The 22,681-nt window shown below is 35.8% G+C and carries 18 protein-coding genes; 11 read left to right on the forward strand and 7 right to left on the reverse strand.

Features of this window, described 5'->3' with window-relative positions; translation table 11 throughout:
• Positions 1-155: 155 nt before the first annotated feature.
• Together DB891_RS01310 and DB891_RS01315 are read left to right on the forward strand one after the other, a co-directional pair.
• On the forward strand, positions 156-1,118 hold the full coding sequence (locus tag DB891_RS01310; RefSeq protein WP_116760325.1) for an L-threonine 3-dehydrogenase: 963 nt from the start codon (positions 156-158) through the stop codon (positions 1,116-1,118).
• A gap of 418 nt (positions 1,119-1,536) precedes the next feature.
• A complete protein-coding gene (locus DB891_RS01315) occupies positions 1,537-4,185 on the forward strand; it encodes an MGH1-like glycoside hydrolase domain-containing protein (protein ID WP_116759797.1) in 2,649 nt (882 codons plus the stop codon).
• Positions 4,186-4,274: 89 nt separating this feature from the next.
• On the opposite strand, the gene DB891_RS01320 is transcribed toward DB891_RS01315, so the two are convergent.
• The 5 genes from DB891_RS01320 to DB891_RS01340 all read right to left on the reverse strand — a co-directional run bounded on the left by DB891_RS01320 (position 4,275) and on the right by DB891_RS01340 (position 12,137).
• The gene (locus DB891_RS01320; protein ID WP_116759799.1) at positions 4,275-6,149 is read right to left on the reverse strand and encodes a M1 family metallopeptidase; all 1,875 of its coding nucleotides are present in this window, start codon (positions 6,147-6,149) and stop codon (positions 4,275-4,277) included.
• A 65-nt stretch (positions 6,150-6,214) separates the two neighbouring features.
• Positions 6,215-7,810 carry a S8 family peptidase gene (locus DB891_RS01325; protein WP_116759801.1) on the reverse strand — a complete coding sequence of 532 codons (1,596 nt, stop codon included), beginning with the start codon at positions 7,808-7,810 and terminating at the stop codon, positions 6,215-6,217.
• 218 nt (positions 7,811-8,028) lie between these two features.
• Positions 8,029-10,533, reverse strand: a complete 2,505-nt coding sequence (locus tag DB891_RS01330) for an outer membrane beta-barrel family protein (RefSeq protein WP_116759803.1) — start codon at positions 10,531-10,533, stop codon at positions 8,029-8,031.
• Between the two features lie 49 nt (positions 10,534-10,582).
• On the reverse strand, positions 10,583-11,011 hold the full coding sequence (locus DB891_RS01335; protein WP_116759805.1) for a MarR family winged helix-turn-helix transcriptional regulator: 429 nt from the start codon (positions 11,009-11,011) through the stop codon (positions 10,583-10,585).
• Positions 11,012-11,279: 268 nt separating this feature from the next.
• A complete protein-coding gene (locus DB891_RS01340; protein ID WP_116759807.1) occupies positions 11,280-12,137 on the reverse strand; it encodes an MBL fold metallo-hydrolase in 858 nt (285 codons plus the stop codon).
• Positions 12,138-12,396: 259 nt separating this feature from the next.
• On the opposite strand from DB891_RS01340, the gene DB891_RS01345 reads away from it, so the two are divergent.
• The 4 genes from DB891_RS01345 to sufD all read left to right on the forward strand — a co-directional run bounded on the left by DB891_RS01345 (position 12,397) and on the right by sufD (position 16,471).
• On the forward strand, positions 12,397-12,726 hold the full coding sequence (locus tag DB891_RS01345) for a HesB/IscA family protein (RefSeq protein WP_116759809.1): 330 nt from the start codon (positions 12,397-12,399) through the stop codon (positions 12,724-12,726).
• Between the two features lie 89 nt (positions 12,727-12,815).
• Complete coding sequence (gene sufB, locus DB891_RS01350; RefSeq protein ID WP_116760327.1) at positions 12,816-14,264, forward strand: Fe-S cluster assembly protein SufB; 1,449 nt, start codon at positions 12,816-12,818, stop codon at positions 14,262-14,264.
• Positions 14,265-14,318: 54 nt separating this feature from the next.
• On the forward strand, positions 14,319-15,071 hold the full coding sequence (sufC, locus tag DB891_RS01355; protein ID WP_116759811.1) for a Fe-S cluster assembly ATPase SufC: 753 nt from the start codon (positions 14,319-14,321) through the stop codon (positions 15,069-15,071).
• 83 nt (positions 15,072-15,154) lie between these two features.
• Positions 15,155-16,471 carry a Fe-S cluster assembly protein SufD gene (gene sufD / locus DB891_RS01360; protein WP_116759812.1) on the forward strand — a complete coding sequence of 439 codons (1,317 nt, stop codon included), beginning with the start codon at positions 15,155-15,157 and terminating at the stop codon, positions 16,469-16,471.
• 354 nt (positions 16,472-16,825) lie between these two features.
• On the opposite strand, the gene DB891_RS01365 is transcribed toward sufD, so the two are convergent.
• Positions 16,826-18,166: a serine hydrolase domain-containing protein gene (locus DB891_RS01365; RefSeq protein ID WP_116759814.1), complete on the reverse strand. Its 1,341-nt coding sequence runs from the start codon at positions 18,164-18,166 to the stop codon at positions 16,826-16,828.
• Between the two features lie 185 nt (positions 18,167-18,351).
• Here DB891_RS01365 and DB891_RS01370 point away from each other — a divergent pair, with 185 nt between their 5' ends.
• From DB891_RS01370 to DB891_RS01390, 5 genes are all read left to right on the forward strand, one after another.
• Positions 18,352-19,566, forward strand: coding sequence for an aminotransferase class V-fold PLP-dependent enzyme (locus tag DB891_RS01370; protein WP_116759816.1), 1,215 nt, complete (start codon positions 18,352-18,354; stop codon positions 19,564-19,566).
• Between the two features lie 12 nt (positions 19,567-19,578).
• Entirely contained in the window at positions 19,579-20,010 is a 432-nt protein-coding gene (locus tag DB891_RS01375; RefSeq protein WP_116759818.1) for a hypothetical protein, read from the forward strand.
• Positions 20,007-20,429, forward strand: a complete 423-nt coding sequence (locus tag DB891_RS01380) for a SufE family protein (RefSeq protein ID WP_116759820.1) — start codon at positions 20,007-20,009, stop codon at positions 20,427-20,429. Before DB891_RS01375 ends, DB891_RS01380 begins: the two co-directional genes overlap by 4 nt.
• Before the next feature lie 4 nt (positions 20,430-20,433).
• The gene (locus DB891_RS01385; protein ID WP_116760329.1) at positions 20,434-20,757 is read left to right on the forward strand and encodes an SUF system Fe-S cluster assembly protein; all 324 of its coding nucleotides are present in this window, start codon (positions 20,434-20,436) and stop codon (positions 20,755-20,757) included.
• A gap of 86 nt (positions 20,758-20,843) precedes the next feature.
• Complete coding sequence (locus DB891_RS01390; protein WP_116759822.1) at positions 20,844-21,353, forward strand: DUF2480 family protein; 510 nt, start codon at positions 20,844-20,846, stop codon at positions 21,351-21,353.
• A gap of 120 nt (positions 21,354-21,473) precedes the next feature.
• On the opposite strand, the gene DB891_RS01395 is transcribed toward DB891_RS01390, so the two are convergent.
• A complete protein-coding gene (locus DB891_RS01395; protein ID WP_116759824.1) occupies positions 21,474-22,601 on the reverse strand; it encodes a hypothetical protein in 1,128 nt (375 codons plus the stop codon).
• Positions 22,602-22,681: the final 80 nt, after the last annotated feature.

The raw sequence follows: 22,681 nt of genomic DNA on the forward strand, positions 1-22,681 counted from the left end.
TGGCAATTTCAGTTTCAATGGCAAAATGGCAACATCAAGAATTACGACCTTCAAACAATCTCATCTATTATTTTACGGCATACATAAAAATCGCCGTCTTTAATCCTGATTATTTACGAAATCGTTATCTTTGCTTTTCAAAATCATCCAAAAACATGAACCCAAAAATATTAATTATAGGCGCTTGCGGGCAAATTGGCACCGAACTAACGCACCAACTTAGAGCATTATACGGAACGGAAAATGTTATTGCCTCCGACATTCGAAAATTAAATACGGATGTAGTCAATTCAGGACCCTTTGAAGTGGTTAATGCTTTAGATTTTAATCAAATCGAAAATTTAGTAGAATCGCACCAAATTACCGACGTGTATTTGATGGCTGCCCTACTTTCTGCAACAGCCGAAAAAAACCCCGCTTTTGCTTGGGATTTGAATATGAATTCGTTGTTTCACGTTTTGAATTTGGCGAAAGCCGGAAAAATCAAAAAGATATTCTGGCCTTCTAGTATAGCTGTTTTTGGGCCAACAACACCCAAAGAAAACACCCCGCAATACACCGTTATGGAACCTTCTACCGTTTATGGAATCAGCAAACAAGCTGGCGAAAGATGGTGTGAATACTACCATAACATCTTTGGTGTAGATGTGAGAAGCATTCGTTATCCCGGTTTAATTAGTTGGACCACGCTTCCGGGTGGAGGAACTACCGATTATGCCGTTGACATCTACCACAAAGCGCTTTCTGATAAAAAATACGAATGCTTTTTAGCTGCAGAAACCAAAATGCCGATGATGTATATGGATGATGCCATTGCTGCCACCATCAATATTATGAAAGCACCGGCTGAACAAATTAAAATTCGATCTTCTTATAACTTGGCGGCGATGAGTTTTACTCCAACCGAAATTGCCGCCGAAATCAAAAAACATATTCCAGAACTTGAAGTGACGTATGCACCAGACTTCCGTCAAAAAATTGCCGATAGTTGGCCAGCCAGTATTGATGACAGCCGTGCTAGAGAAGATTGGGGCTGGAAACACGAATTTGATCTAGAAATGATGACCGTCGATATGTTGAAGAACTTATCCAAAAACAATACTGTTTCAATAGACTAAATTCAAAAAACCTGATTACACCCATTTGGGCGTGCCACCATTAGAAAAAGAGGCCTACTTATCGCACCGCATATTCGGCCTCTTTCCCTAATGCTGTCAGGCTATTGCCGTTACAAGGTAACTTGGCGCTATCCTTCACGCAGCATTCCTGTTCCGAAGATATAATTTCCTTAAAGAACCTGTTTCCACAAACCATACACTCAAAATTGCCATTCCTGACAATACTAAGGAGAAACTGTTTAAAATAAAAACCAACACTACCCCAAATTACAGCTTTATAGAATTTCCATACTAATTACAATAAAACAATTCATACAATAACGTTTCGCTAATAATTTCCCTTGATTTTTGCCGATTATATAACGGTTTGTACCTGTGATTTATTTAAATTGCAAATGCATTAAATCAAAAAAGTGGTATGTCAGAAATAGATCCAGAAAGAGCGCGCTTAAAGTTAAGAACCGACAATAAAGGCTGGAAAAAGTGGGGCCCTTATCTAACGGAACGTCAATGGGGAACCGTGCGGGAAGATTATTCCCAAAGTGGTTACGCCTGGGGAAGTACCACCCACGATATGGCCCGTTCCAAAGCCTATCGATGGGGAGAAGAAGGCATCGGAGGCATTTCAGACAACAAACAGCACATTTGTTTTGCTTTCGCATTTTGGAACCACAAAGACCACATTCTAAAAGAACGCTTTTTTGGTTTAACCCCTTCAGAATCGAACCATGGAGAAGACGTAAAAGAAATCTATTTCTACCAAGATTCTACCCCTACCCATTCCTATCAAAAGATGCTTTATAAGTATCCTCAAACTGCTTTTCCGTATGAAAGTTTAGTTAAGGAAAGCACAAAACGATCCCGTCAGGAACCCGAATACGAATTACTGGACACTGGGATTTTTGACAACGATGCCTATTTTGATATTACCATAGAATATGCCAAAGCAGACGAACAAGACATCTTAATCAAAGTTACCGTAGAAAACCGCTCAAAGGAGGCTGCTCCAATTACAGTATTACCCACCATTTGGTTTAGAAATACTTGGAGTTGGGGGTATGAAAAGTACAAACACAAACCAACCCTGACCGGTGTTGAAAATTCTTCAATTGAAATCCATCATTCCTTGGTGGGGCACTTTCATTTGTATGCAGATCATCCCGATGAACTTTTGTTTTGCGATAACGAAACCAATTTGGAGCGTTTGTATAAAACCCCTAATCCCACTCCTTACACCAAAGATGGCATCAATGATTATATCATTAATAAAAACAACGAAAGCGTAAATCCAAAGAAGACAGGAACCAAAGCATCCGTAAAATACGATGATATCATTCCTGCCAATGGTCAAAAAGTCTATCGCCTTCGGTTTACAAATACCACTACAAATAATCCTTTTGCCGATTTTGATACCCTCTGGGAAAAAAGAATGCAAGAAGCCGATGAATTTTATGCTCCGCTTCAAAAAGGGATTACCGACGAAAAATTAAAATCGATTCAACGTCAGTCTTATGCTGGAATGCTTTGGTCAAAACAATGGTATTATTACAATGTCTTTGAATGGTTGAAAGGAGATCCATCTACCCCAAAACCAGAAGGAAACCGAAAAACAGGTCGGAATAGTACTTGGAAACACCTATATACTTCCAACATTCTCTCCATGCCAGACAAATGGGAATACCCTTGGTTTGCAGCCTGGGATTTGGCTTTTCATACATTACCATTGGCCAGATTAGATCCTGATTTTGCCAAAAGACAGTTATCGGTTATTCTTCGAGAATATTACATGCATCCCAACGGACAAATCCCGGCTTACGAATGGTCGTTCTCCGATGTGAATCCACCAGTTCATGCTTGGGCCACCTGGAAAGTATATGAAATTGACAAAGAAACCAATGGTGGTGTTGGAGATACAGTTTTCTTGGAACGCATTTTTCACAAACTACTGCTCAATTTTACGTGGTGGGTAAATTTGAAAGATAAAAATGGAAATAACATCTTTGGAGGTGGATTCCTCGGAATGGATAATATTGGAGTATTCGATCGCTCCGCCGATTTACCTACTGGAGGTCACCTGGAACAAGCCGACGGTACGGGTTGGATGGCCATGTACTGCTTGAATATGCTCCGAATTGCCTGTGAAATTTCGCTTAAAAACCCCGTTTATCAGGAGATGGCTTCCAAGTTCTTTGAACACTTTCTTCAAATTTCGGGAGCGATGCAATTCATGGGAGACAACAAACTAAACCTTTGGGACGATGGGGATAAATTTTTTTATGACATGCTCCACAAAGAAAATGGCGATGCCGAATTGCTAAAAATACGTTCGATGGTTGGATTGATTCCGCTCTTTGCCGTCGAAGTTTTAACTCCGGAGCTGTTAGAAAAATTACCCGCTTTTAAACGTCGTGTAGAATGGGTGTTAAAAAACCGACCGGACTTAGCGAGTTTGGTTTCGAGTTGGCATCATCATGGCAAAGGAGACAGTCGTTTGCTTTCGACCTTGAGAGGACATCGAATGAAAATGATCCTAAGACGCATGTTTGATGAAAATGAATTTTTATCCGATTTTGGAGTGCGTTCTCTATCCAAATACCACAAAGAACATCCGTATAAATTTACCCATGAAGGCGGGACCATTCAGGTCGATTATACTCCGGCCGAAGCTACGGGGGATATGTTTGGCGGAAACTCGAATTGGAGAGGGCCTATTTGGTTTCCCATGAATTATTTGATTTTGGATTCGTTAGAAAAATTTCACGGTTATTACGGCACAGACTTCAAGGTAGAATTCCCAACTCATTCAGGGCAAATGGTCACGCTACAGGAAGCTTCTGAAGGAGTCGCCAAACGATTATTGTCGCTTTTTCTACCGGATGCCAATGCAAAAATTCCAATGTATGGTGAATACGAAAAGTTTCAAAAGGATGCCCTTTTCAATAAAAACCATTTGTTTTTTGAGTATTTTGATGGCGATACCGGCAAAGGTCTAGGTGCGAATCACCAAACGGGATGGACGGGACTGATCTCTGAAATTATCAGACACTTGCATAAGGTAGCGGAATAGGAGGCACCCCAAAATGGATGTCTACAAAAAAAAGGCTCTTTCTAAAACGTTACGTTCTAAAAAGAGCCTTTTTTATATTTTATGAATTATCACTTCACTTCATAAACATTATTGGTTTGCTTAATATCAGCCATTAAACCGCTTGGGTCAATGGTGATTTTCTTGATGGTCGCTTTGGGTTTTGAAATGTTAAATTCAAAAGTAGGATACGCCCATGCCCAGTCGTTAAGAACGGTTCTGGTAATGGCGGGAGTTGGGTTTTCTTTTTCAAAACTCATCATGCGCAACGGGATGTAGAAACTCTCTTTGGTACCATCATTATATTCAACCAATAGATCGATCGGCATTGGCATTCTACCAATTCGTTCTAGGGTTACGGTTGTTTTATCGGCATTTTCTTTGACGTCTTTGATTCCGTAATCAATGGTGTTTAAAGTTTGGGTCCAATCCACCAAGTACCAATCTAAGTTGGCTCCCGAAACACGCTCGGCAGTTCTCTTAATGTCATTTGGCGAAGGGTGTTTGAATTTGAAATCTTGGTAGTATTTTTTTAGGGTTTTGTTCATGTTGTCTTGACCAATCACATAAACCAATTGTGACAGGAAGATACTTCCTTTTACATAAGAAGAAATGCTATACGGACGATTTTCGTCATAGCGATCTCCGTGCGTCGTTTGTGGTTGTTCCTTACCCGATTCGACCAATTTATAATAAGCGGCATAGTTCCCTTTGAATGGGTTTTCTTCTTTCTTCACGGCTATTTCATTAAGAGCAGAATCTTCGATATAAGTCGTAAAACCTTCATCCATCCAAGGATGTTTGGATTCGTTGGAGGCCAAAATATGTTGGAACCAAGAATGTCCCATTTCATGAGCTGCAGTACCTAAAATTCCATCTAGGGTTCCGTTTCCAAGCATCAAGGTACACATGGCATACTCCATTCCACCATCGCCTCCTTGTATAAACGAGTATTGTTTGTATGGGTAGTCGCCAACGGTTTTGTTGTAATAATCCATCACTTTTACCATCAAAGGTTCCAGTTTTCTCCACGTTTCTACAACAGCTGTGGTGTTTTTGAAAAAGAAATGCAAATCAACATTATTGGGTCCTTTTACGATATCATGTACGTAATTTTTATCGGCACCCCATGCAAAATCATGCACCATTGGCGCTACAAAATGCCAAGTCAATGTTTTTGCTTTTTTAGGATACACTACGGTAACTCCAGCGTCTTGGTAGCCATGACCGATTTCGTTTGGATTTTGCAAATATCCGGAACCTCCCAAAGTGTAGTCCTTATCAATCGTAATCTTCACATCAAAATTTCCCCAAACGCCGTGAAATTCTCTGGCAATGTAAGGATCGGCATGCCAACCTTCAAAGTCAAATTCGGCCATTTTCGGATACCATTGTGCCATTGACAATTCAATTCCTTCCACATTATTTCGTCCCGAACGACGAACTTGAACTGGTACTTGTCCATCAAAATCTAGGGTGAAAGTAGTTTTTGAATTCGGTAAAATCGGTTTGACCAAAGTTACTTCTAGAATCGTTCCTATTTCTTTTGCAACAGCTACAACACCGTCTTGTTTGAAATTTGAAATTCTCAAATATCCGATTTCGTTGGGTTTAAGGTTTTTGATTCGGCTTTCTTTTACGTCTTTGCCATCCACTTTTATTTTGGTTACCATACGACCATCGGGATCTTTGATGGTTTGCAATCTAGCGTCCATTTCGCTTCCTGGTTGAAAAGCATTGTTATACAAATGATAATATACTTTCTTCAACGTATCCGAAGAATTATTGGTGTAAACCAGTTCTTGTTTTCCTTTGTATTGGTAATTTTTGACATCGATAGTGACGTCCATTTTGTAATCGACCTGTTGTTGCCAGTAACCTGAATTTTGGGCGAATAGATTCCCGAGACTTAAGGAAAAGAATCCTAATAAAAAGAGTTTGCGCATGGTTATTTAAAAATAAAAAATGGAAGAGCCGAAAAACTCTTCCATTGGATTAATAGTAGTTACAATTATTTCTTAGACATTTTTTCGGCCAACAATAATGCATTATAGGCATTGACCATCTTGCCTGTTCTTGATGATTCAGTAGATGCTACTGCCACCGGTTTTTCATTAGGATTTTCACTTTCGCCCAAAACTACCTTAGCAGGAAGTGGTGTTCCAGATTCCATCAAGATTTGTTTTACTTGTTTGGCAGATAATTTTGGATAATAAGAACGAACCAAGGCAGCAACTCCGGCGGCATTTGGCGAAGCCATAGAAGTTCCTTGCAAATATTTGTATTTATTGTTCGGAATCGTTGCATAAATTTCGTCTCCAGGAGCATAAACGTCTACGTTAAAAGCTCCATAATTTGAAAATGACGCAATTACTCCTTCTCCATATCCATTATTCAAAGCACCTACGGTCAGTACATTCGAAGCAAATTCTTTTTTATTGTCTTCAGAGTCATTTGGGAAATTTGCATTTTCATCCAAATCGATGTTTTGTCCATCATTCCCAGCGGCATGAACAAACAAAACGTCTTTCTTTTCGGCGTATTTAATGGCTTCAAAAATCCATTGTTTGTGTGGAGAATAACTTTTTCCAAAACTACCGTTAATTACTTTGGCTCCATTATCAACAGCATAACGAATGGCTAGTGCAATGTCTTTGTCGTATTCATCTCCGTCCGGAACGGCTCTTACAGCCATGATTTCAACAGTGTTGGCAATACCGTCACCCCCAAGATTATTACCTCTTACTTGAGCAATGATTCCGGCAACGTGAGTTCCGTGCAATGCCTCTTCCTTGTCTGGTCCATAAACGGTGTTGTTTCCGTATTTGGTGTTTTTAATATCTTCTGGATTATCACCTACAATTTTTCGGCCATCAAACTCTTTGTTCAAATTATAGTTCAATTGATCGTAAACGTATTTTCCGTAGTCTTCTATTTCTGCCCTGAAAGTAGGTCCTGCATTGGTCAAGATACGGGTCATGACCATTTTGCTTTTGGACAAATCAGGATCTGTAGTAACGATTGCGTTCAAATCTTCAACGGTATAGACTTCCTTATTCAAATGTTTTTGAATGGATTTGTCTGCCCCCATCAAGAAATCGACTTGCTGTTTGTCTTGCAATGCTTTATTGTATTTTTCATCATAAGCCGCCAGTGCGCTTTTGTAGGTTGCCGATCCGTCATCGCCTTTTTTTACGATACGAGTCATTTCTAACGTTTCATGTCCGGCATTACCCAGAAAATTCCAACCGTGAATATCATCGATGTAGCCGTTTTTGTCGTCATCGATTCCGTTTCCGGCAATTTCTTTTTTATTGGTCCAAACTACAGCTTTCAAATCTTCATGGTCAATGTCAACTCCAGAATCTACAATTCCAACAATTACTTTAACGCTTTTTTTACCTTTCAGTAATTCGGCATAGGCTTTGTCCACGCTCATTCCGGGAATACTGTCTTTGGCCAAATCCAGGTGTGACCATCTTTGCAGTTCAGGTTCGTTCAATTTTCCTTTTTTACCAATGTATGAAGTTGATGTTTGCGCATTGGCCGAAAGGCACAATGACAAAGCCGCAAGTAACGCTAATGAGGTTAAGTTTATTTTTTTCATGTGTAAATACTTTATATGTTTTTAGAACATGCAATCGCTATTCTTTATTAATGTTTTGGAATCATAGCGATTTCACATCTATAATTTTCCTTTTTTAATAATCAACTTCAAAAATAGTGGAAGTAAATTATATATTATACAATCGTTAACTGTATTTTAAGATTATCTGACACTTATTGACAAATTTATAATTTGTTCCTTACTAAAATCGCCATCATCTATCCATTACTCGAATTGGCTCTAGCTTTTTCATCATCGGCTCCACCGGTTTTTCTTCGAGCTGATGCTTTCCCATCACCAAAATTATAGGTGTAAGTCAAAATAACAACCCTAGAGTCTCTTTTGACTACAAAAGATTCATTGTAATCAGAATATACCGAAACGGCTTGAATATAATTTGTTGCAAAAACGTCATTAAATGCTAATTTTAAAGAACTCTTGTTCTCAAATTTCTTCTGAAAACCAATATTAAAAAACCATACGGGTTCAATAGTCATAAAAGCATATACTTCTTTGGCTTGGTAATTCCCTATAAGTTCTGCAGAAAAATTTTTGGCTATTTTAAAACTATTAGTACTGTTTATATTATATGAATATCCTCCAACATTATCCAAAGTTGTATTTGAAACTGTTCCTGAATACGATCCATAATAAAAATTGAAATTGTTGTTGGTACTAAACCATTTGGTTACCTCTATTGGGACTACAATATTAAAACCATAATTGTCTGCAATGTCAAGATTCTTAAAAGTTTGAACGGTCTTTCCTTTGTCTGTTTCAGAAGGTATAATTAGTTCCGTAATATTATTATAGGTTCTCGAAAAATTTAATGTAGTATAAATTTTTTGATTAAACCCATAAATCAGTTTAATAGAATTGGTAGTTTGTGGTTGCAAATAAGGATTACCCTCTACGTATGTTGTTTGATCGATATAATACTTAAAAGGATTTAATTGACTATAACTTGGGCGAGTAATTCGTTTACTATAATTTATTTCCAAAGAGTTGTTTTCATTAAAAGTATACCCCACATTAGTACTTGGAAATAGCTGCGTATAATTATCTTTAATAGTAGTGTTGTCTACCAATTGTTCACCAGAAATATTCGTATTTTCTGCCCTTAATCCAAAGGTTGCTTTCCATTTTCCAAACTCCTTTGCTGCATTAAAATAGGCTGCATTGATGTTTTCTTTATAAATAAAATGATTACTTTTTGAATTGTCATAAATGGGATCTCCAGAGCTCAAATCATAAAAAGATAAATTATTATCCGCTTTTACAAAGCTTGTTTTAAGCCCAGTTTCAAATTTAACTCCTCTTTTTGAAGTGGTAACATAATCTGCTTTTAGTGTATAAATATCCAGCTTCCCTTTTGTATCACCGTATAGTACATTGGGAGCCAATATTTCTACATCGCTTAACCCATAAAATTTGGTAGTTAAGTCTTGAACTGCATCTGTTTTATAACTGGCATAATCAAAATCACTTGTTAACTCTGTCCCCAAAGTATCAATTACATGTTTATAATTTAAATTTAAAGAAGGATTACTAAATTCTTTATTTGAAATATTATCTGTTTCATATCGAGACGATTTGGTGTGAGTTGCATCATATACATCCGAAACATTATCTCCTTTAGCTTTAGATTTTGTTTTTATGGTATTGACTGTCAATCCAAGCGTGTTCTTATCATTTAAAAAATAATCGATTCCTGCTCTAAAATTTTGATTGTCAGAAGTTCTGTTTATAGAATTTACTTGAGAATAGGCACCCGTAAAAACATTGTCTTCATAAAAATTACGAGTTAACACCAAATTATTAAATCCTTCTCTATGTGCAAAATTATAGTTTCCAAATACATTTATTTTGTCATTTTTGTGATTCAAACTCAGATTCGCAGTCGCAGTAGGAAATTGTCCTTGTCCATAAGATCCTGAAGCGCTTCCGTTGGTACCTTGTTTCTTTCCTTTTTTCATTATTATATTAATGATCGAAGAACCCGCAGCATCGTATTTTGAGGATGGATTGGTGATAAATTCTATTTTTTCAATCGAACCAGAAGCAATACTTTTTAAGTAACTAGTTAAATTTTCTCCAGATAATGGAGTTGGTTTACCGTCAATTTGAACCAAAACACCATTTTTACCCTGAAGGCTGATGTTGTCACTAGCGTCGATTTTAACACCTGGTGCTTTTTCTAAAACTTCAAAAGCAGAGGTACCCGCGTCGGTAATGCTGTTCTCCACATTCACAATCGTTTTACCATCTTTACGCTCGATATAAGGTTTGGTTTTTTTAATCACCACTTCTTTCAGAGCACTTGATTCTAATATTAGAAAAATAGAAGGAAGTTCTAAACTCGCCAAAACATCAAAAGGTTGTCCTGTATATTTAGTTTTCCCATTTTCGGAAACAGTAACATAATAACTTCCTTCCGAAATATTTTCGAATAAAAATTTACCTGTAGTATTGGTAAGTTCTGTTTTTACTAATTTATGATCTGTTGAACGATATAGATTTATAATTCCTTCATTGACGATTTCGCTTTTTTCAGATAAGACAGTTCCAGAAATGGTAAGAATTCCATTTGCAACAACTTCATTTTTGGCCAAAAGATTTGATTCATTACTAGAAGAAGGCCCGCTTCCCAAATTTTGTCCATAAATGATTGTTGCGAAAACTGAAAGTAAAAAAAAGGTAACACTTAAAATAATTTTTAACATACTGATTGTTTTTTGATTGATGATTGATTTTTTATTGATGATTGATGAATTAAATACAGTTTTCTGTAATTTTTTTTAATGTTCTATTGGTAATTTCTAGATCCTCTTGAGAAACTCCTTTTAAAGCTATTTTTCTATTTTGAAGTACTAATGAATGAACTTTTTTGATAATGGATTCCCCTTCAAGAGTTACTGTTAAATTTGATTTTCGTCTATCATTTGGATTGTTTTCACGCTCCAAATACTTTGATTGTACTAGAAGTTCAATAATTCTAGTGACCGATGCATTGTCCTTAAAAACCATTTCGGCTAAATCTTGTTGAGAAATTCCAGGATTTTCAAGTATTGCTTTTATAATCAACCATTGATCAATAGTTATTTTATAATTGTTCTCCTTGAGCTTTTTCTGTGCAAAAGTTCTATATGTTTTGATTGCTTTATCCATTGAATAGAAAATGATATCTTTTAATTTATCCATTTTTGAATATTGTTTTGATTGTTCGGGCAAAAATATAAATGTTTTATCAATCTTTGATGTATCAAATACATTTTAACAAAATTTTATTTTTAATGACCTCTCCTATAAAAAATAGTTGAACTACTATACTATTGAATTACAAAAAAAAAGGGAATGAAAGGGAATCAGTAAAATAAAAAATAATTTCAAATTACTTATAAAACAAAAACAGCAGTAAACTTTTGCTTACTACTGTCTGAAAAAAATAATTTTTTATTTTTATATGTTTTTAAAATACCTCTTTACAACTAAACCGTTCTTTCAATCTCACCCCTTTCTCGGTATGCTGAACCGTTATAATTTCGTTGTGTGCATCGTGTTCCAAGAACAAGTAGTAATTATTGTCTGCGGCTGCATTAAGGAATTTTGCTTTTTCGGGCATTGTCAATAAGGGCCTTGTGTCATACCCCATCACATACGGCAAAGGCAAGTGTCCGGCTGTTGCCAATAAATCGGCACAAAAAACAATCGTTTTATCTTGGTATTGAATATGCGGAATCATTTGCTTCTCAGTATGCCCATCTGCATAAAAAACTCCAAATCCCAAATCTGATGAAATTTCAAAATCAGTATCTGGCTGAGGAATAAAATGCAACTGTCCGCTTTCTTGCATCGGCAAAATATTCTCGGATAAAAAAGAGGCTTTTTCTCTCGGATTTGGTTTTGTGGCCCATTCCCAATGATTTTCATTACTCCAGAATTTGGCGTTTTTGAAAGCAGGTTCATAGCCTGTTTTGTCTTTGTTCCATTGCACACTACCTCCACAATGGTCAAAATGCAAATGTGTCATGAAAACGTCGGTAATATCATCGCGATGAAAACCGAATTGAGCCAGCGATTTGTCCATAGAATGAGTTCCCCAAAGAGAGTAATATCCAAAAAACTTTTCAGATTGTTTGTTTCCCATCCCGGTATCAATCAAAATTAATCGGTTTCCATCTTCAATTAACAAACAACGTGCGGCAATATCAATAAGGTTATTTTCGTCTGCAGGATTGGTTTTATTCCAAATGGTTTTGGGAACCACTCCAAACATAGCACCACCGTCGAGTTTAAAATTACCTGTTTCTATAGGATATAATTTCATTATTAAAGTTTAAATAGTTTTAAAAAACACTGCAATTTAGCAAAATCGTTTGTCTTAATTGGAATCAAATAGACATTTTCTATTTTGTCATTAGTTATATAAATGTTATCAATTATGGAAAAAGGTTTTTATATAGTATCTTTGCGGTTAATTTAGACGAAATAAAGATAAGGGTTAAAATACTTTTCGGAAATAGGATTCCTTTTTGGGAATTTCTATTCAAAATCTCGCTAAAAAACACAATTAAAAACACCAACACATGATACAAGTTTCTGATACTGCCAAAAAGAAAATCATCGATTTGATGAAAGACGATGGTTTTGATGCTGCTGTGGACTACGTGAGAGTAGGCGTAAAAAGCGGTGGATGCTCTGGTTTGTCTTATGATTTGAAATTTGACAAAAACAAAGGCGAAGACGACAAAATATTCGTTGACAACGACATCACCATCGCTGTAGAGAAAAAATCATTCCTTTATTTAGCAGGAACGATACTGGAATTTTCAGGAGGATTAAACGGAAAAGGTTTCGTTTTTAATAATCCAAATGCTAATAGAACTTGCGGTTGTGGGGAATCATTCTCACTTTAAAGAATTAAAAAAAGATTTAAACCATTAAAAAATTAAGAAATTAAGTCTTATTAAGCCTTAATTTCTTAATGGTTTTAAAAAATAAAAACATGTCAAAATACACCGAAGACGATTTAAAAATCGAATTAGAGACTAAAGAATATGAGTACGGATTCTATACCGAATTAGAGTCTGAAACATTTCCTATTGGTCTAAATGAAGATATTGTTCGCGCTATTTCTCAAAAGAAAGACGAACCACAATGGATGACCGATTGGCGTATTGAGGCTTTTCGCGCTTGGGAAGAAATGATTGAGCCAAATTGGGCAAACGTTCGTTATGAAAAACCGGACTTTCAAGCCATTTCGTATTACTCAGCTCCGAAGAAAGCAGACCCAAACAAAACGCTAGACGACGTAGATCCAGAACTTTTGGAAATGTACAAAAAGTTAGGTATCTCTGTGGATGAGCAAAAAATGATGAATAATGTAGCCATGGATATCGTAGTTGACTCGGTTTCGGTAGCGACAACATTCAAAAAAACATTAGCGGAAAAAGGAATTATCTTTATGAGTATTTCCGAAGCCATTCGTGAATATCCAGACTTGGTTCGTAAGTATCTTGGTACTGTTGTTCCTCAAAAAGACAACTTTTATGCAGCCTTAAATTCAGCTGTTTTCTCAGACGGATCTTTCTGTTATATTCCAAAAGGCGTTCGTTGCCCAATGGAGCTATCTACATATTTTAGAATCAACCAAGCCGGAACAGGACAATTCGAAAGAACATTATTAGTGGCTGACGAAGGTAGTTACGTTTCTTACTTAGAAGGTTGTACTGCGCCATCACGTGACGAAAATCAATTGCATGCCGCAGTGGTAGAGTTGATCGCCTTGGATGATGCCGAAATAAAATATTCTACTGTTCAAAACTGGTATCCTGGAAACAAAGAAGGTAAAGGTGGAGTTTTCAATTTTGTAACCAAAAGAGGATTCTGCGAGAAAAATGCTAAAATCTCTTGGACACAAGTAGAAACAGGATCTGCCATAACATGGAAATATCCATCCGTTATTTTAAAAGGAGACAACTCAGTAGGTGAATTTTATTCGATTGCAGTTACCAATAATTTTCAACAAGCCGATACGGGAACGAAGATGATCCATTTGGGTAAAAACACCAAATCGACTATTATTTCCAAAGGAATTTCTGCTGGAAAATCACAAAACAGCTATAGAGGATTGGTTCAAATTGGAGCTAGAGCAGAAAACGCAAGGAACTTTTCACAATGTGATTCTTTATTGATGGGGAATCATTGTGGAGCACATACTTTTCCTTACATCGAAAGCAAAAATCCAACGGCAAAAGTAGAACATGAAGCTACTACCAGTAAAATTGGTGAAGACCAAGTTTTCTATTGCAACCAACGTGGAATCCCAACCGAAAAAGCCATTGCGCTTATCGTAAACGGATTCAGTAAAGACGTGTTGAATAAATTACCAATGGAGTTTGCTGTTGAAGCACAAAAATTATTGGAAATTTCGTTGGAAGGTTCTGTAGGATAGTTTTCTGTTCTAAAAAAATACTTAATAATCTTAATGGTTTAAAATATAAAAACAATGTTAAGCATAAAAAATTTACATGCCTCAATAGGTGACAAAGAAATATTAAAAGGGATAAACCTTGAAGTAAAAGCGGGAGAAGTTCACGCTATAATGGGACCAAACGGTGCTGGAAAAAGTACACTTTCTTCTATCATTGCTGGAAACGACACTTACGAAGTAACAAATGGTGAAATCTTTTTGGACGGTGAAGATCTTTCGGATCTTGCTCCAGAAGAAAGAGCACACAAAGGGGTTTTTCTATCGTTTCAATATCCAGTAGAAATCCCTGGTGTTTCGGTAACCAACTTTATTAGAACTGCCATCAACGAAACACGAAAAGCAAAAGGTCAGGAAGAAATGCCAGCCAACGAAATGCTAAAAGTAATTCGTGAAAAATCAGAATTATTAGAAATCGATAGAAAGTTTCTTTCTCGTTCTCTTAATGAAGGTTTCTCTGGAGGAGAGAAAAAAAGAAACGAAATTTTCCAAATGGCGATGCTAGAACCAAAACTAGCCATCCTTGACGAAACCGATTCTGGTCTTGATATCGATGCTTTACGAATTGTTGCCAATGGAGTAAACAAATTGAAAAGCGATAAAAATGCTGTCATCGTAATTACACATTACCAAAGATTATTAGACTATATCGTTCCTGATTTCGTACACGTACTTTACAACGGAAAAATTGTAAAATCGGGCGGGGCAGAATTAGCGCACGAATTAGAAGAAAAAGGATACGATTGGATTAAATTAGAACAAGAAGCTTAAATTTTTGTTTAAAGTTTGAAGTTTAAAGCTGCGTCGAGTTAACTTTAAACTTTAAAACCTTAAACTTTAAACAATAAAGAATAATGGAATTAAAAGAAAAATTACTATCGTCTTTTATGGCTTTTGAAGAGCGTGTTGATGTTCAAACAGAACTTCATAACGTACGAACTGCTGCCATAAAAAACTTCGAAAATAAAGGGTTCCCAACTAAAAAAGAAGAATCTTGGAAATATACTTCGTTAAGTGCCATCTTAAAAAATGACTTTACCGTATTTCCAAAAACAGAAAACAGCATTCAATATAGCGATGTAAAAAAATATTTTTTACACGAAATAGATACCTATAAAGTAGTTTTTGTAGACGGTGTTTTTGCCTCCAACCTATCTTCAACTACTCATGATGGAATTGATGTTTGCTTGATGGCATCAGCATTGAACAGACCAAAATACAAGATGGTTATTGACACTTACTTCAATAAAATTGCCAGTAAAGACGAGAGTTTAACTTCATTGAATACCGCTTTTGCTAATGAAGGAGCATATATCAATATCCCAAAAAGCAAAGTGGTAGACAAGCCTATAGAAATCATGTATTTCTCTACAGGAAGTGAAGCTGCACTTTTGGTACAACCTAGAAACTTAGTTATTGTTGGCGAAAACTCACATGTACAAATCATCGAGCGTCATCAAAGTTTGAACGACAATCCTGTTTTAACCAATTCGGTTACCGAAATTTTTGCTCAAAAAAGAGCCATTGTGGATTACTACAAAATTCAAAATGACAATCTGGAGGCCAACTTAATTGACAATACTTATGTTTCCCAAAAACAGGAAAGCCACGTATCCGTTCACACTTTCTCTTTTGGTGGAAACCTAACGAGAAACAACTTGAATTTCTATCATTTTGGAGAACGTTTGACCAGTACTTTAAACGGAATCACGATTATTGGAGACAAACAACACGTGGATCATTATACATTGGTGCATCACGCAACGCCAAACTGCGAAAGCTTTCAAGATTATAAAGGAATCTATTCTGACAGATCAACAGGTGTTTTTAACGGAAAAGTATACGTAGAAAGAGAAGCTCAAAAAACAAACGCTTTTCAAAAAAGCAACAACATTCTTTTGAGCGACAAAGCAACCATAAATGCCAAACCACAACTAGAAATTTTTGCAGATGACGTAAAATGTTCACACGGTTGTACCATCGGGCAACTGGACGAAACCGCTATGTTCTACATGCAACAACGCGGAATCCCTAAAAAAGAAGCCAAAGCATTATTGATGTACGCCTTCTCGAATGCAGTAATCGAAAACATCAAAATACCGGAATTAAAACAAAGAATCACCACTATTATCGCTAATAAATTGGGCGTTAAAATCGGATTTGATTTATAATAATATTATCTTTTGATAAATAATCTAAACCTAACAATTTTTACTGTTAGGTTTTTTTTGGAGCTATTCCCGCTATACATTGCAATCTTTTTTCGGTGAAAAACCTCAAAAAGGATTTCCATTTCTATCGGGGCTAAACAACTTTCAATTACCTTACATATATTTTTTATAAATCATTTTTTAACTAAACAATAGATTAAAAGTATAAATCCAAAAAATGATAATCCTAATCCCAAATTAAGACATATCGAATTATATGGATGGCTTATGATTGTTGACCAAGCCAAAGCATTAAAAACAAAACCAATTATCATTAATAGAAATGATATTAAAAATTTATTTCTTCCCATACTATTATTTTTTCACACTCCCCACTATCCCGCTCAAAAACCCATTAAAGTCAAACTCATCTTTCAACCCCATTCTCACAATTACCAAATCCATAGACGGAATAATCGCGACCATTTGCCCTTGAAAACCGCTACAATAATACATATCTCTTGGAACATCTGGAAAATGACCACTAGCATTGAGCCAAAAATGCGCACCATATCTTCCGTGAGAAGTATTTGTCGGAGTCGAAACATACTTTGCCCAACTGGCATCAAATAATTCCTCACCGTTCCAATTGCCTTTATGCAAATACAACAATCCCAATTTTGACCAATCTCTAGTCGTTGCCCAACCGTAAGACGAACCCACATAATTTCCTGCCATATCCGTTTCTATAAGCATCGAATGCATCCCTATTTTATCAATCAAAGCCGAATACCAAAAATCCAAATACTCTTGGTGCGTCTTGAACTGCTTCCGCAAAATTCCAGACAACAAATTTGTCGTTCCAGAAGAGTAATTCCAATGCGTGTTGGGTTTAAAAATGGCTGGTTTTATCAGTTGGGATCGAGTCATATCTTCGGTCTGGAAAAGCATTTGTGTTGCATCACAGGTTCTGTCATAATGTTCCCCCCATTCCAAACCCGAATTCATGTGGAGTAAATCATTGGTCGTAATATTTTTTCGATTGTCATTCTGCCATTCTGCAATGGGAGAGGGCTTATAAATATCAAGCTGGCCCTGCTTTTGAAAAATCCCAAATAAAGTTCCCGTAATACTCTTAGTCATGGACCAGCCCAAAATAGTGCTGCTTTTAGTAAAGCCAGGAGCATATTTCTCCGCAATGATTTTGTCATTATAAATAACCAAAACAGAGCGGGTTCTTTTATCATTATGCCCTTTAGCATCAAATGCATTGGCAACAGCCTCACTCAATTTAGCATAATCTACATTGGAAAAAACGGTGTCTTTGGGTTCTAGATCTCCATAAGGAAAAGGTAATATGTTTTTTAATTTTGTTCTTTTGGGAACTTCATACGCTTTACTGACATCAAAATCATCATCTATTAGTGTGGCTCCCAAACCCTCTCTATAAATCGCTTTTCGCTTTTTTAAACCAAAAACGTTCGCCGTGGCAAATTTTTCTGATTCATTAATTTCATTGGTTGCCCAACCTATAACATCAAAATCATTATCGTTTTTTTCGATAATTTCTTGTGAACGATAGTCGATGAAATGTCCGGAAGCAACACTTTTGGCCGAAAATCCAGAAATTAATTCCAGTTTGGGATAATTGGTAAAACCCAAATAACCCAAGAGTAGGAAAAAGAGAAGAGCACCTATTTTAAAATACTTTTTCATATTGAAAGATAATTACACCAATTTAGTAAAAAAAAGAATACTAACTTCAAACAATCGGTAGGCAATTCATTTTCAACAATACACTTGTTTTCTTTGTTACTATTTTTACAATTATTAACTATTGTTTCATAAAAAACTAAATCAATTGTATTACTTTTGTATTTAGAAAAATTCTAAATAAAGAAATGTTAGATATTCAAAAAATAAGAACCGATTTTCCTGTTCTTTCACAAAAAGTAAACGGAAAACCTTTAGTATATTTCGATAACGGAGCCACTTCACAAAAACCCCAAGTGGTTATTGATGCAATTTCAACCTATTATCAAGAAATTAATGCCAACATCCATAGAGGTGTTCATACGCTAAGCCAATTGGCGACTGATGCCTATGAAGTTTCCCGAGCAAAAGTGAAAAATCACATTAATGCACAATTCCTTCACGAAGTGCTATTTACTTCAGGAACTACTTTTGGGATCAACCTAGTAGCCAATGGATTTGCTTCCATTCTAAAACCAGGTGATGAAGTGTTGGTTTCTGCATTAGAACACCACAGTAATATTGTGCCTTGGCAAATGCTGTGTGAAAAAACAGGAGCCACACTCAAAGTCATTCCGATGAATGAAAATGGTGAATTGATTATGGAAGAGTATGATCGATTACTATCTCCTAAAACCAAGATTGTAGCCGTAAATCATATTTCGAATGCGCTGGGAACTATCAATCCTGTCAAATATATGATTGACAAAGCTCACGAAGTTGGGGCTGCTATTCTAATTGATGGCGCACAAGCCGTACCGCATTTAAAACCCGATGTTCAGGAACTGGATTGTGATTTTTATGTTTTTTCAGGCCATAAAATGTGTGGACCAACGGGCATTGGAATTTTATACGGAAAAGAAGCTTGGTTGAATAAATTGCCTCCCTATCTAGGCGGTGGTGAAATGATCAAAGAAGTGACTTTCGAAAAAACCACTTATGCTGATTTGCCTCATAAATTCGAAGCGGGAACACCCAATATTGCGGGCGGAATTGTTCTAGGAACTGCTATCGATTATATGAATGAAATAGGTTTCGATAACATTCAAAAGCAAGAATTAGAGTTATTAAATTACGCAACAAAGCGATTATTGGAAATCGACGGGTTGCAGATTTTTGGTACATCCGAAGCAAAAACCTCGGTTATTTCGTTTAATATTGATGGTATTCATCCCTATGATATTGGAACCATTATAGACAAATTAGGAATTGCCGTAAGAACGGGTCACCATTGTGCGCAACCGATTATGAATTTCTTCGGAATTCCCGGAACAATAAGAGCTTCCTTTTCTTTTTATAATACCAAAGAAGAGATTGACCTAATGGTCGATGCCGTAAAAAAAGCACAAATGATGTTATCCTAAAACTGAACTGCAATGAAAATTATATCCCTTTTGTTTTTAACCCTGTTTCTTGGTAAAAACTGTCAAAGTCAAAATAATGTTGATATGGAGACTGCAAAAATGGAGTATACTGCCAATTCAAGAGGATTGTATAATAACACGGTTGTAGAAAATAAAACCATATCGGTTACGAATACCAGAGACGGAAAACCAGTTTCGAATTCGCTTACCGATGCCCAATGGAACACTTTAATAAAAGAATTTCAAAAAGTAAATTTGGACGAAATTCCAAGTTTGAAAGCTCCCACTCAAAAACGTTTTCACGATGGAGCGGCAATGGCCAATTTGACAATAACCTATAAAGGGAAAACCTACGAAAGCCAGACTTTCGATAATGGATTTCCACCCGATAAAATAAAAAATTTAGTAAATACGATACTATCCTTTTCAAAAAAAGTAGAATGACAATAAAAGAAACACAAAACGAAATTATAGACGAATTCTCCATGTTTGACGACTGGATGCAACGTTATGAATATATTATTGATTTAGGCAAAAATCTTCCTTTAATCAAAGAAGAATTCAAAACCGACAACAACCTGATCAAAGGATGTCAATCCAAAGTATGGTTACAAGGAGAACAAAACGGCGATACAATTGTCTTTACAGCCGATAGTGATGCCATTTTGACCAAAGGAATAATCGCTATTTTAATCCGTACTTTTTCAAACCAAAAAGCGATCGATATATTAAACGCCGATACAGATTTTATAGACGAAATAGGATTGAAAGAACATCTTTCGCCAACAAGAGCCAATGGTTTGGTGTCGATGATAAAAAATATAAAAATGTATGCCTTGGCATTTGATGCTAAGAAAAATTAAAAATATGGAACAAGAAATAAACACCGCAGAATTAGGAGAATCGATTGTAAAAAAATTGAAAACCATTTACGATCCAGAGATTCCTGTAGATATTTACGAATTAGGATTGATTTATGACGTGATGGTTAATACCGATTACGAAGTGAAAATATTAATGACTCTTACTTCTCCAAACTGTCCGGTAGCTGAGAGTTTGCCAAGAGAAGTAGAAGAAAAAGTAAAATCTATTGAACATGTAAAAGATGCTGAAGTAGAAATTACTTTTGATCCACCTTGGAGCAAAGATTTAATGAGCGAAGAAGCAAAATTAGAGTTGGGAATGCTTTAGTAAAAAGTAGACAGTGTTCAGTCTTTTAGTATTCAGTTAGTAGCTGATCACTAAATACTGACCACTGACCACTTAATATTTAAAAAATGGAAGAAATAATCAATAAAGTAGCGAATAGTGTACTGGAAGTTTTCGATCTTGAAGACTATTATCCAGAAGGAGCTCGAGCGCAAATAGATATTTCACAATGGCTTATTGATGGTTTTTTGTTGAAAGAAAAAGACTTTAGAGAACAGCTCAACAATCAAGATTGGTCAAAATACCAAGATCAATATGTTGCTGTTGCTTGTGGGACAGATGCGATTACCCCTAAGTGGGCTATCATTTTAGTCACCATGCATTTGGCTCCTTATGCCAAGAAAATTATAAACGGTTCTATCGAAGATTTGGATTCGGCTTTATATGATGAATTACTTCCCAAAATTGATTATAGTGTTTACCAAGACAAACCTATTATTATAAAAGGCTGCTCCAGAAAACCCGTTCCTATGCGAGCCTATATTTTGGCCGCACAGTATTTGCAACCTTATGCCAGAAGTATAATGTATGGAGAAGCTTGCTCTGCTGTGCCATTGTACAAGTCTACTAAAAAATAGTACCTTCTTCAATCCAAAGAAAATGTTTGGTGTAAGACTCAATTACAACTTTCAGAACAAAAAAAGACCTTTTAGCAATTACTACTAAAAGGTCTTTAAATTATAATTTATTCAAATCAATTACAATGAAGGATTGTGTCTTGTTCTTAATTGTAGTTTATTAAAATGTTCTACTAACTTAGTCCCCTCTTCAATAATATTTTTCCCGTCTTTCTTGTCATAATCATTAGCGATTAGTCCTTCACCTTCTTTAATTGCTTTTTCAGGCTGATCCAAATACAAATAAATTTTGCCTAAATTATAATAGGCAGAATATCTAATTTTCTTACTCCCCTTATTGTCTTCTGTATATTTTGTCTTTAAAGACTCAAAATATTCTATTAACGGTTGCAAATCGGCAGCTAGTTTATCAATAGGCTGATCCGCCTTCATCCCTGCAAATTGAAGTTTAACTGCTTCGATTGCTTCTTTTTGAATTGCTCCTTCTTCTTCCTTAGAATCCATAATCCACAATTGCTCTTTATAACTAGTAGGAACAAAGCCATATTGATTATTTAGTCTGCGATTCGTTTTTGCAATACAGTCTGTAACAAATTGTCTTAATCTAACATTAAAGTTAGTTCTTCTGTTTTGTTCTTCATCTTTCTCTACATCTGCAAGAGATCTACTTTCTTTTGTAGTATACGCAATATCGCCAGAAAAATTAAATGTTTTATGATTATTAGTATTCTCTGTTTTTGGTGCTTCCTGATTGGTGCTTTTTAAAAATCTATTCGTTGGCTTAGGAGCATCAACAACCACAACAGAAGCAGGAGTCTCTTTTGGTTGTAAAATAGATGTTTGGGTTCCGTTTGCACGACCACTATATGTTGTTGTAATTGAGTACAAGGGATATGAACTGATTACTTTACCGTCTTTATCTTTTTCTTCAACAATTTTTGTATTCACTTTTGTTCCTGCCTCATAAAAATCAGCTAAATTAAGTACTAAAGTAATGGTTGGATTTTCGGCTACTTTTTTCCATCCTGAGATATACAAATCATTATTTAGAACTTTAGCGCTTTCAAATTGTTTTGATATAGGACCATCGGTAATAATTGTAGTTGCATATGTTCGTTGTTCAAAAGGCACTAGTTCTTCAGGTAAATTTTGAAAACTGACATCAAAATAAAAACGATCTAAATCTACTTTTTGAGCAAAAGAAACCGTCGAACATAAAACAAAACATAATAAAGTAATTTTTTTCATAGATGAAATTTTAAAACAGTAAGGGTTTAGAATATTAAAATAATTTTTGAGTGCCAAGATATTGTTTTTATCTGTTTTTT

Origin of the sequence: Flavobacterium laiguense (assembly GCF_003097655.1) — a bacterium.
In the GTDB taxonomy this organism is placed as follows: domain Bacteria; phylum Bacteroidota; class Bacteroidia; order Flavobacteriales; family Flavobacteriaceae; genus Flavobacterium; species Flavobacterium laiguense.

What these genes read in the sequence shown, in the direction of transcription:
- DB891_RS01310 (WP_116760325.1), top strand. Translation starts at nt 156, where the DNA reads ATGAACCCAAAAATATTAATTATAGGCGCTTGCGGGCAAATTGGCACC.
- DB891_RS01315 (WP_116759797.1), top strand. Translation starts at nt 1,537, where the DNA reads ATGTCAGAAATAGATCCAGAAAGAGCGCGCTTAAAGTTAAGAACCGAC.
- DB891_RS01320 (WP_116759799.1), bottom strand. Translation starts at nt 6,149, where the DNA reads ATGCGCAAACTCTTTTTATTAGGATTCTTTTCCTTAAGTCTCGGGAAT.
- DB891_RS01325 (WP_116759801.1), bottom strand. Translation starts at nt 7,810, where the DNA reads ATGAAAAAAATAAACTTAACCTCATTAGCGTTACTTGCGGCTTTGTCA.
- DB891_RS01330 (WP_116759803.1), bottom strand. Translation starts at nt 10,533, where the DNA reads ATGTTAAAAATTATTTTAAGTGTTACCTTTTTTTTACTTTCAGTTTTC.
- DB891_RS01335 (WP_116759805.1), bottom strand. Translation starts at nt 11,011, where the DNA reads ATGGATAAATTAAAAGATATCATTTTCTATTCAATGGATAAAGCAATC.
- DB891_RS01340 (WP_116759807.1), bottom strand. Translation starts at nt 12,137, where the DNA reads ATGAAATTATATCCTATAGAAACAGGTAATTTTAAACTCGACGGTGGT.
- DB891_RS01345 (WP_116759809.1), top strand. Translation starts at nt 12,397, where the DNA reads ATGATACAAGTTTCTGATACTGCCAAAAAGAAAATCATCGATTTGATG.
- sufB (WP_116760327.1), top strand. Translation starts at nt 12,816, where the DNA reads ATGTCAAAATACACCGAAGACGATTTAAAAATCGAATTAGAGACTAAA.
- sufC (WP_116759811.1), top strand. Translation starts at nt 14,319, where the DNA reads ATGTTAAGCATAAAAAATTTACATGCCTCAATAGGTGACAAAGAAATA.
- sufD (WP_116759812.1), top strand. Translation starts at nt 15,155, where the DNA reads ATGGAATTAAAAGAAAAATTACTATCGTCTTTTATGGCTTTTGAAGAG.
- DB891_RS01365 (WP_116759814.1), bottom strand. Translation starts at nt 18,166, where the DNA reads ATGAAAAAGTATTTTAAAATAGGTGCTCTTCTCTTTTTCCTACTCTTG.
- DB891_RS01370 (WP_116759816.1), top strand. Translation starts at nt 18,352, where the DNA reads ATGTTAGATATTCAAAAAATAAGAACCGATTTTCCTGTTCTTTCACAA.
- DB891_RS01375 (WP_116759818.1), top strand. Translation starts at nt 19,579, where the DNA reads ATGAAAATTATATCCCTTTTGTTTTTAACCCTGTTTCTTGGTAAAAAC.
- DB891_RS01380 (WP_116759820.1), top strand. Translation starts at nt 20,007, where the DNA reads ATGACAATAAAAGAAACACAAAACGAAATTATAGACGAATTCTCCATG.
- DB891_RS01385 (WP_116760329.1), top strand. Translation starts at nt 20,434, where the DNA reads ATGGAACAAGAAATAAACACCGCAGAATTAGGAGAATCGATTGTAAAA.
- DB891_RS01390 (WP_116759822.1), top strand. Translation starts at nt 20,844, where the DNA reads ATGGAAGAAATAATCAATAAAGTAGCGAATAGTGTACTGGAAGTTTTC.
- DB891_RS01395 (WP_116759824.1), bottom strand. Translation starts at nt 22,601, where the DNA reads ATGAAAAAAATTACTTTATTATGTTTTGTTTTATGTTCGACGGTTTCT.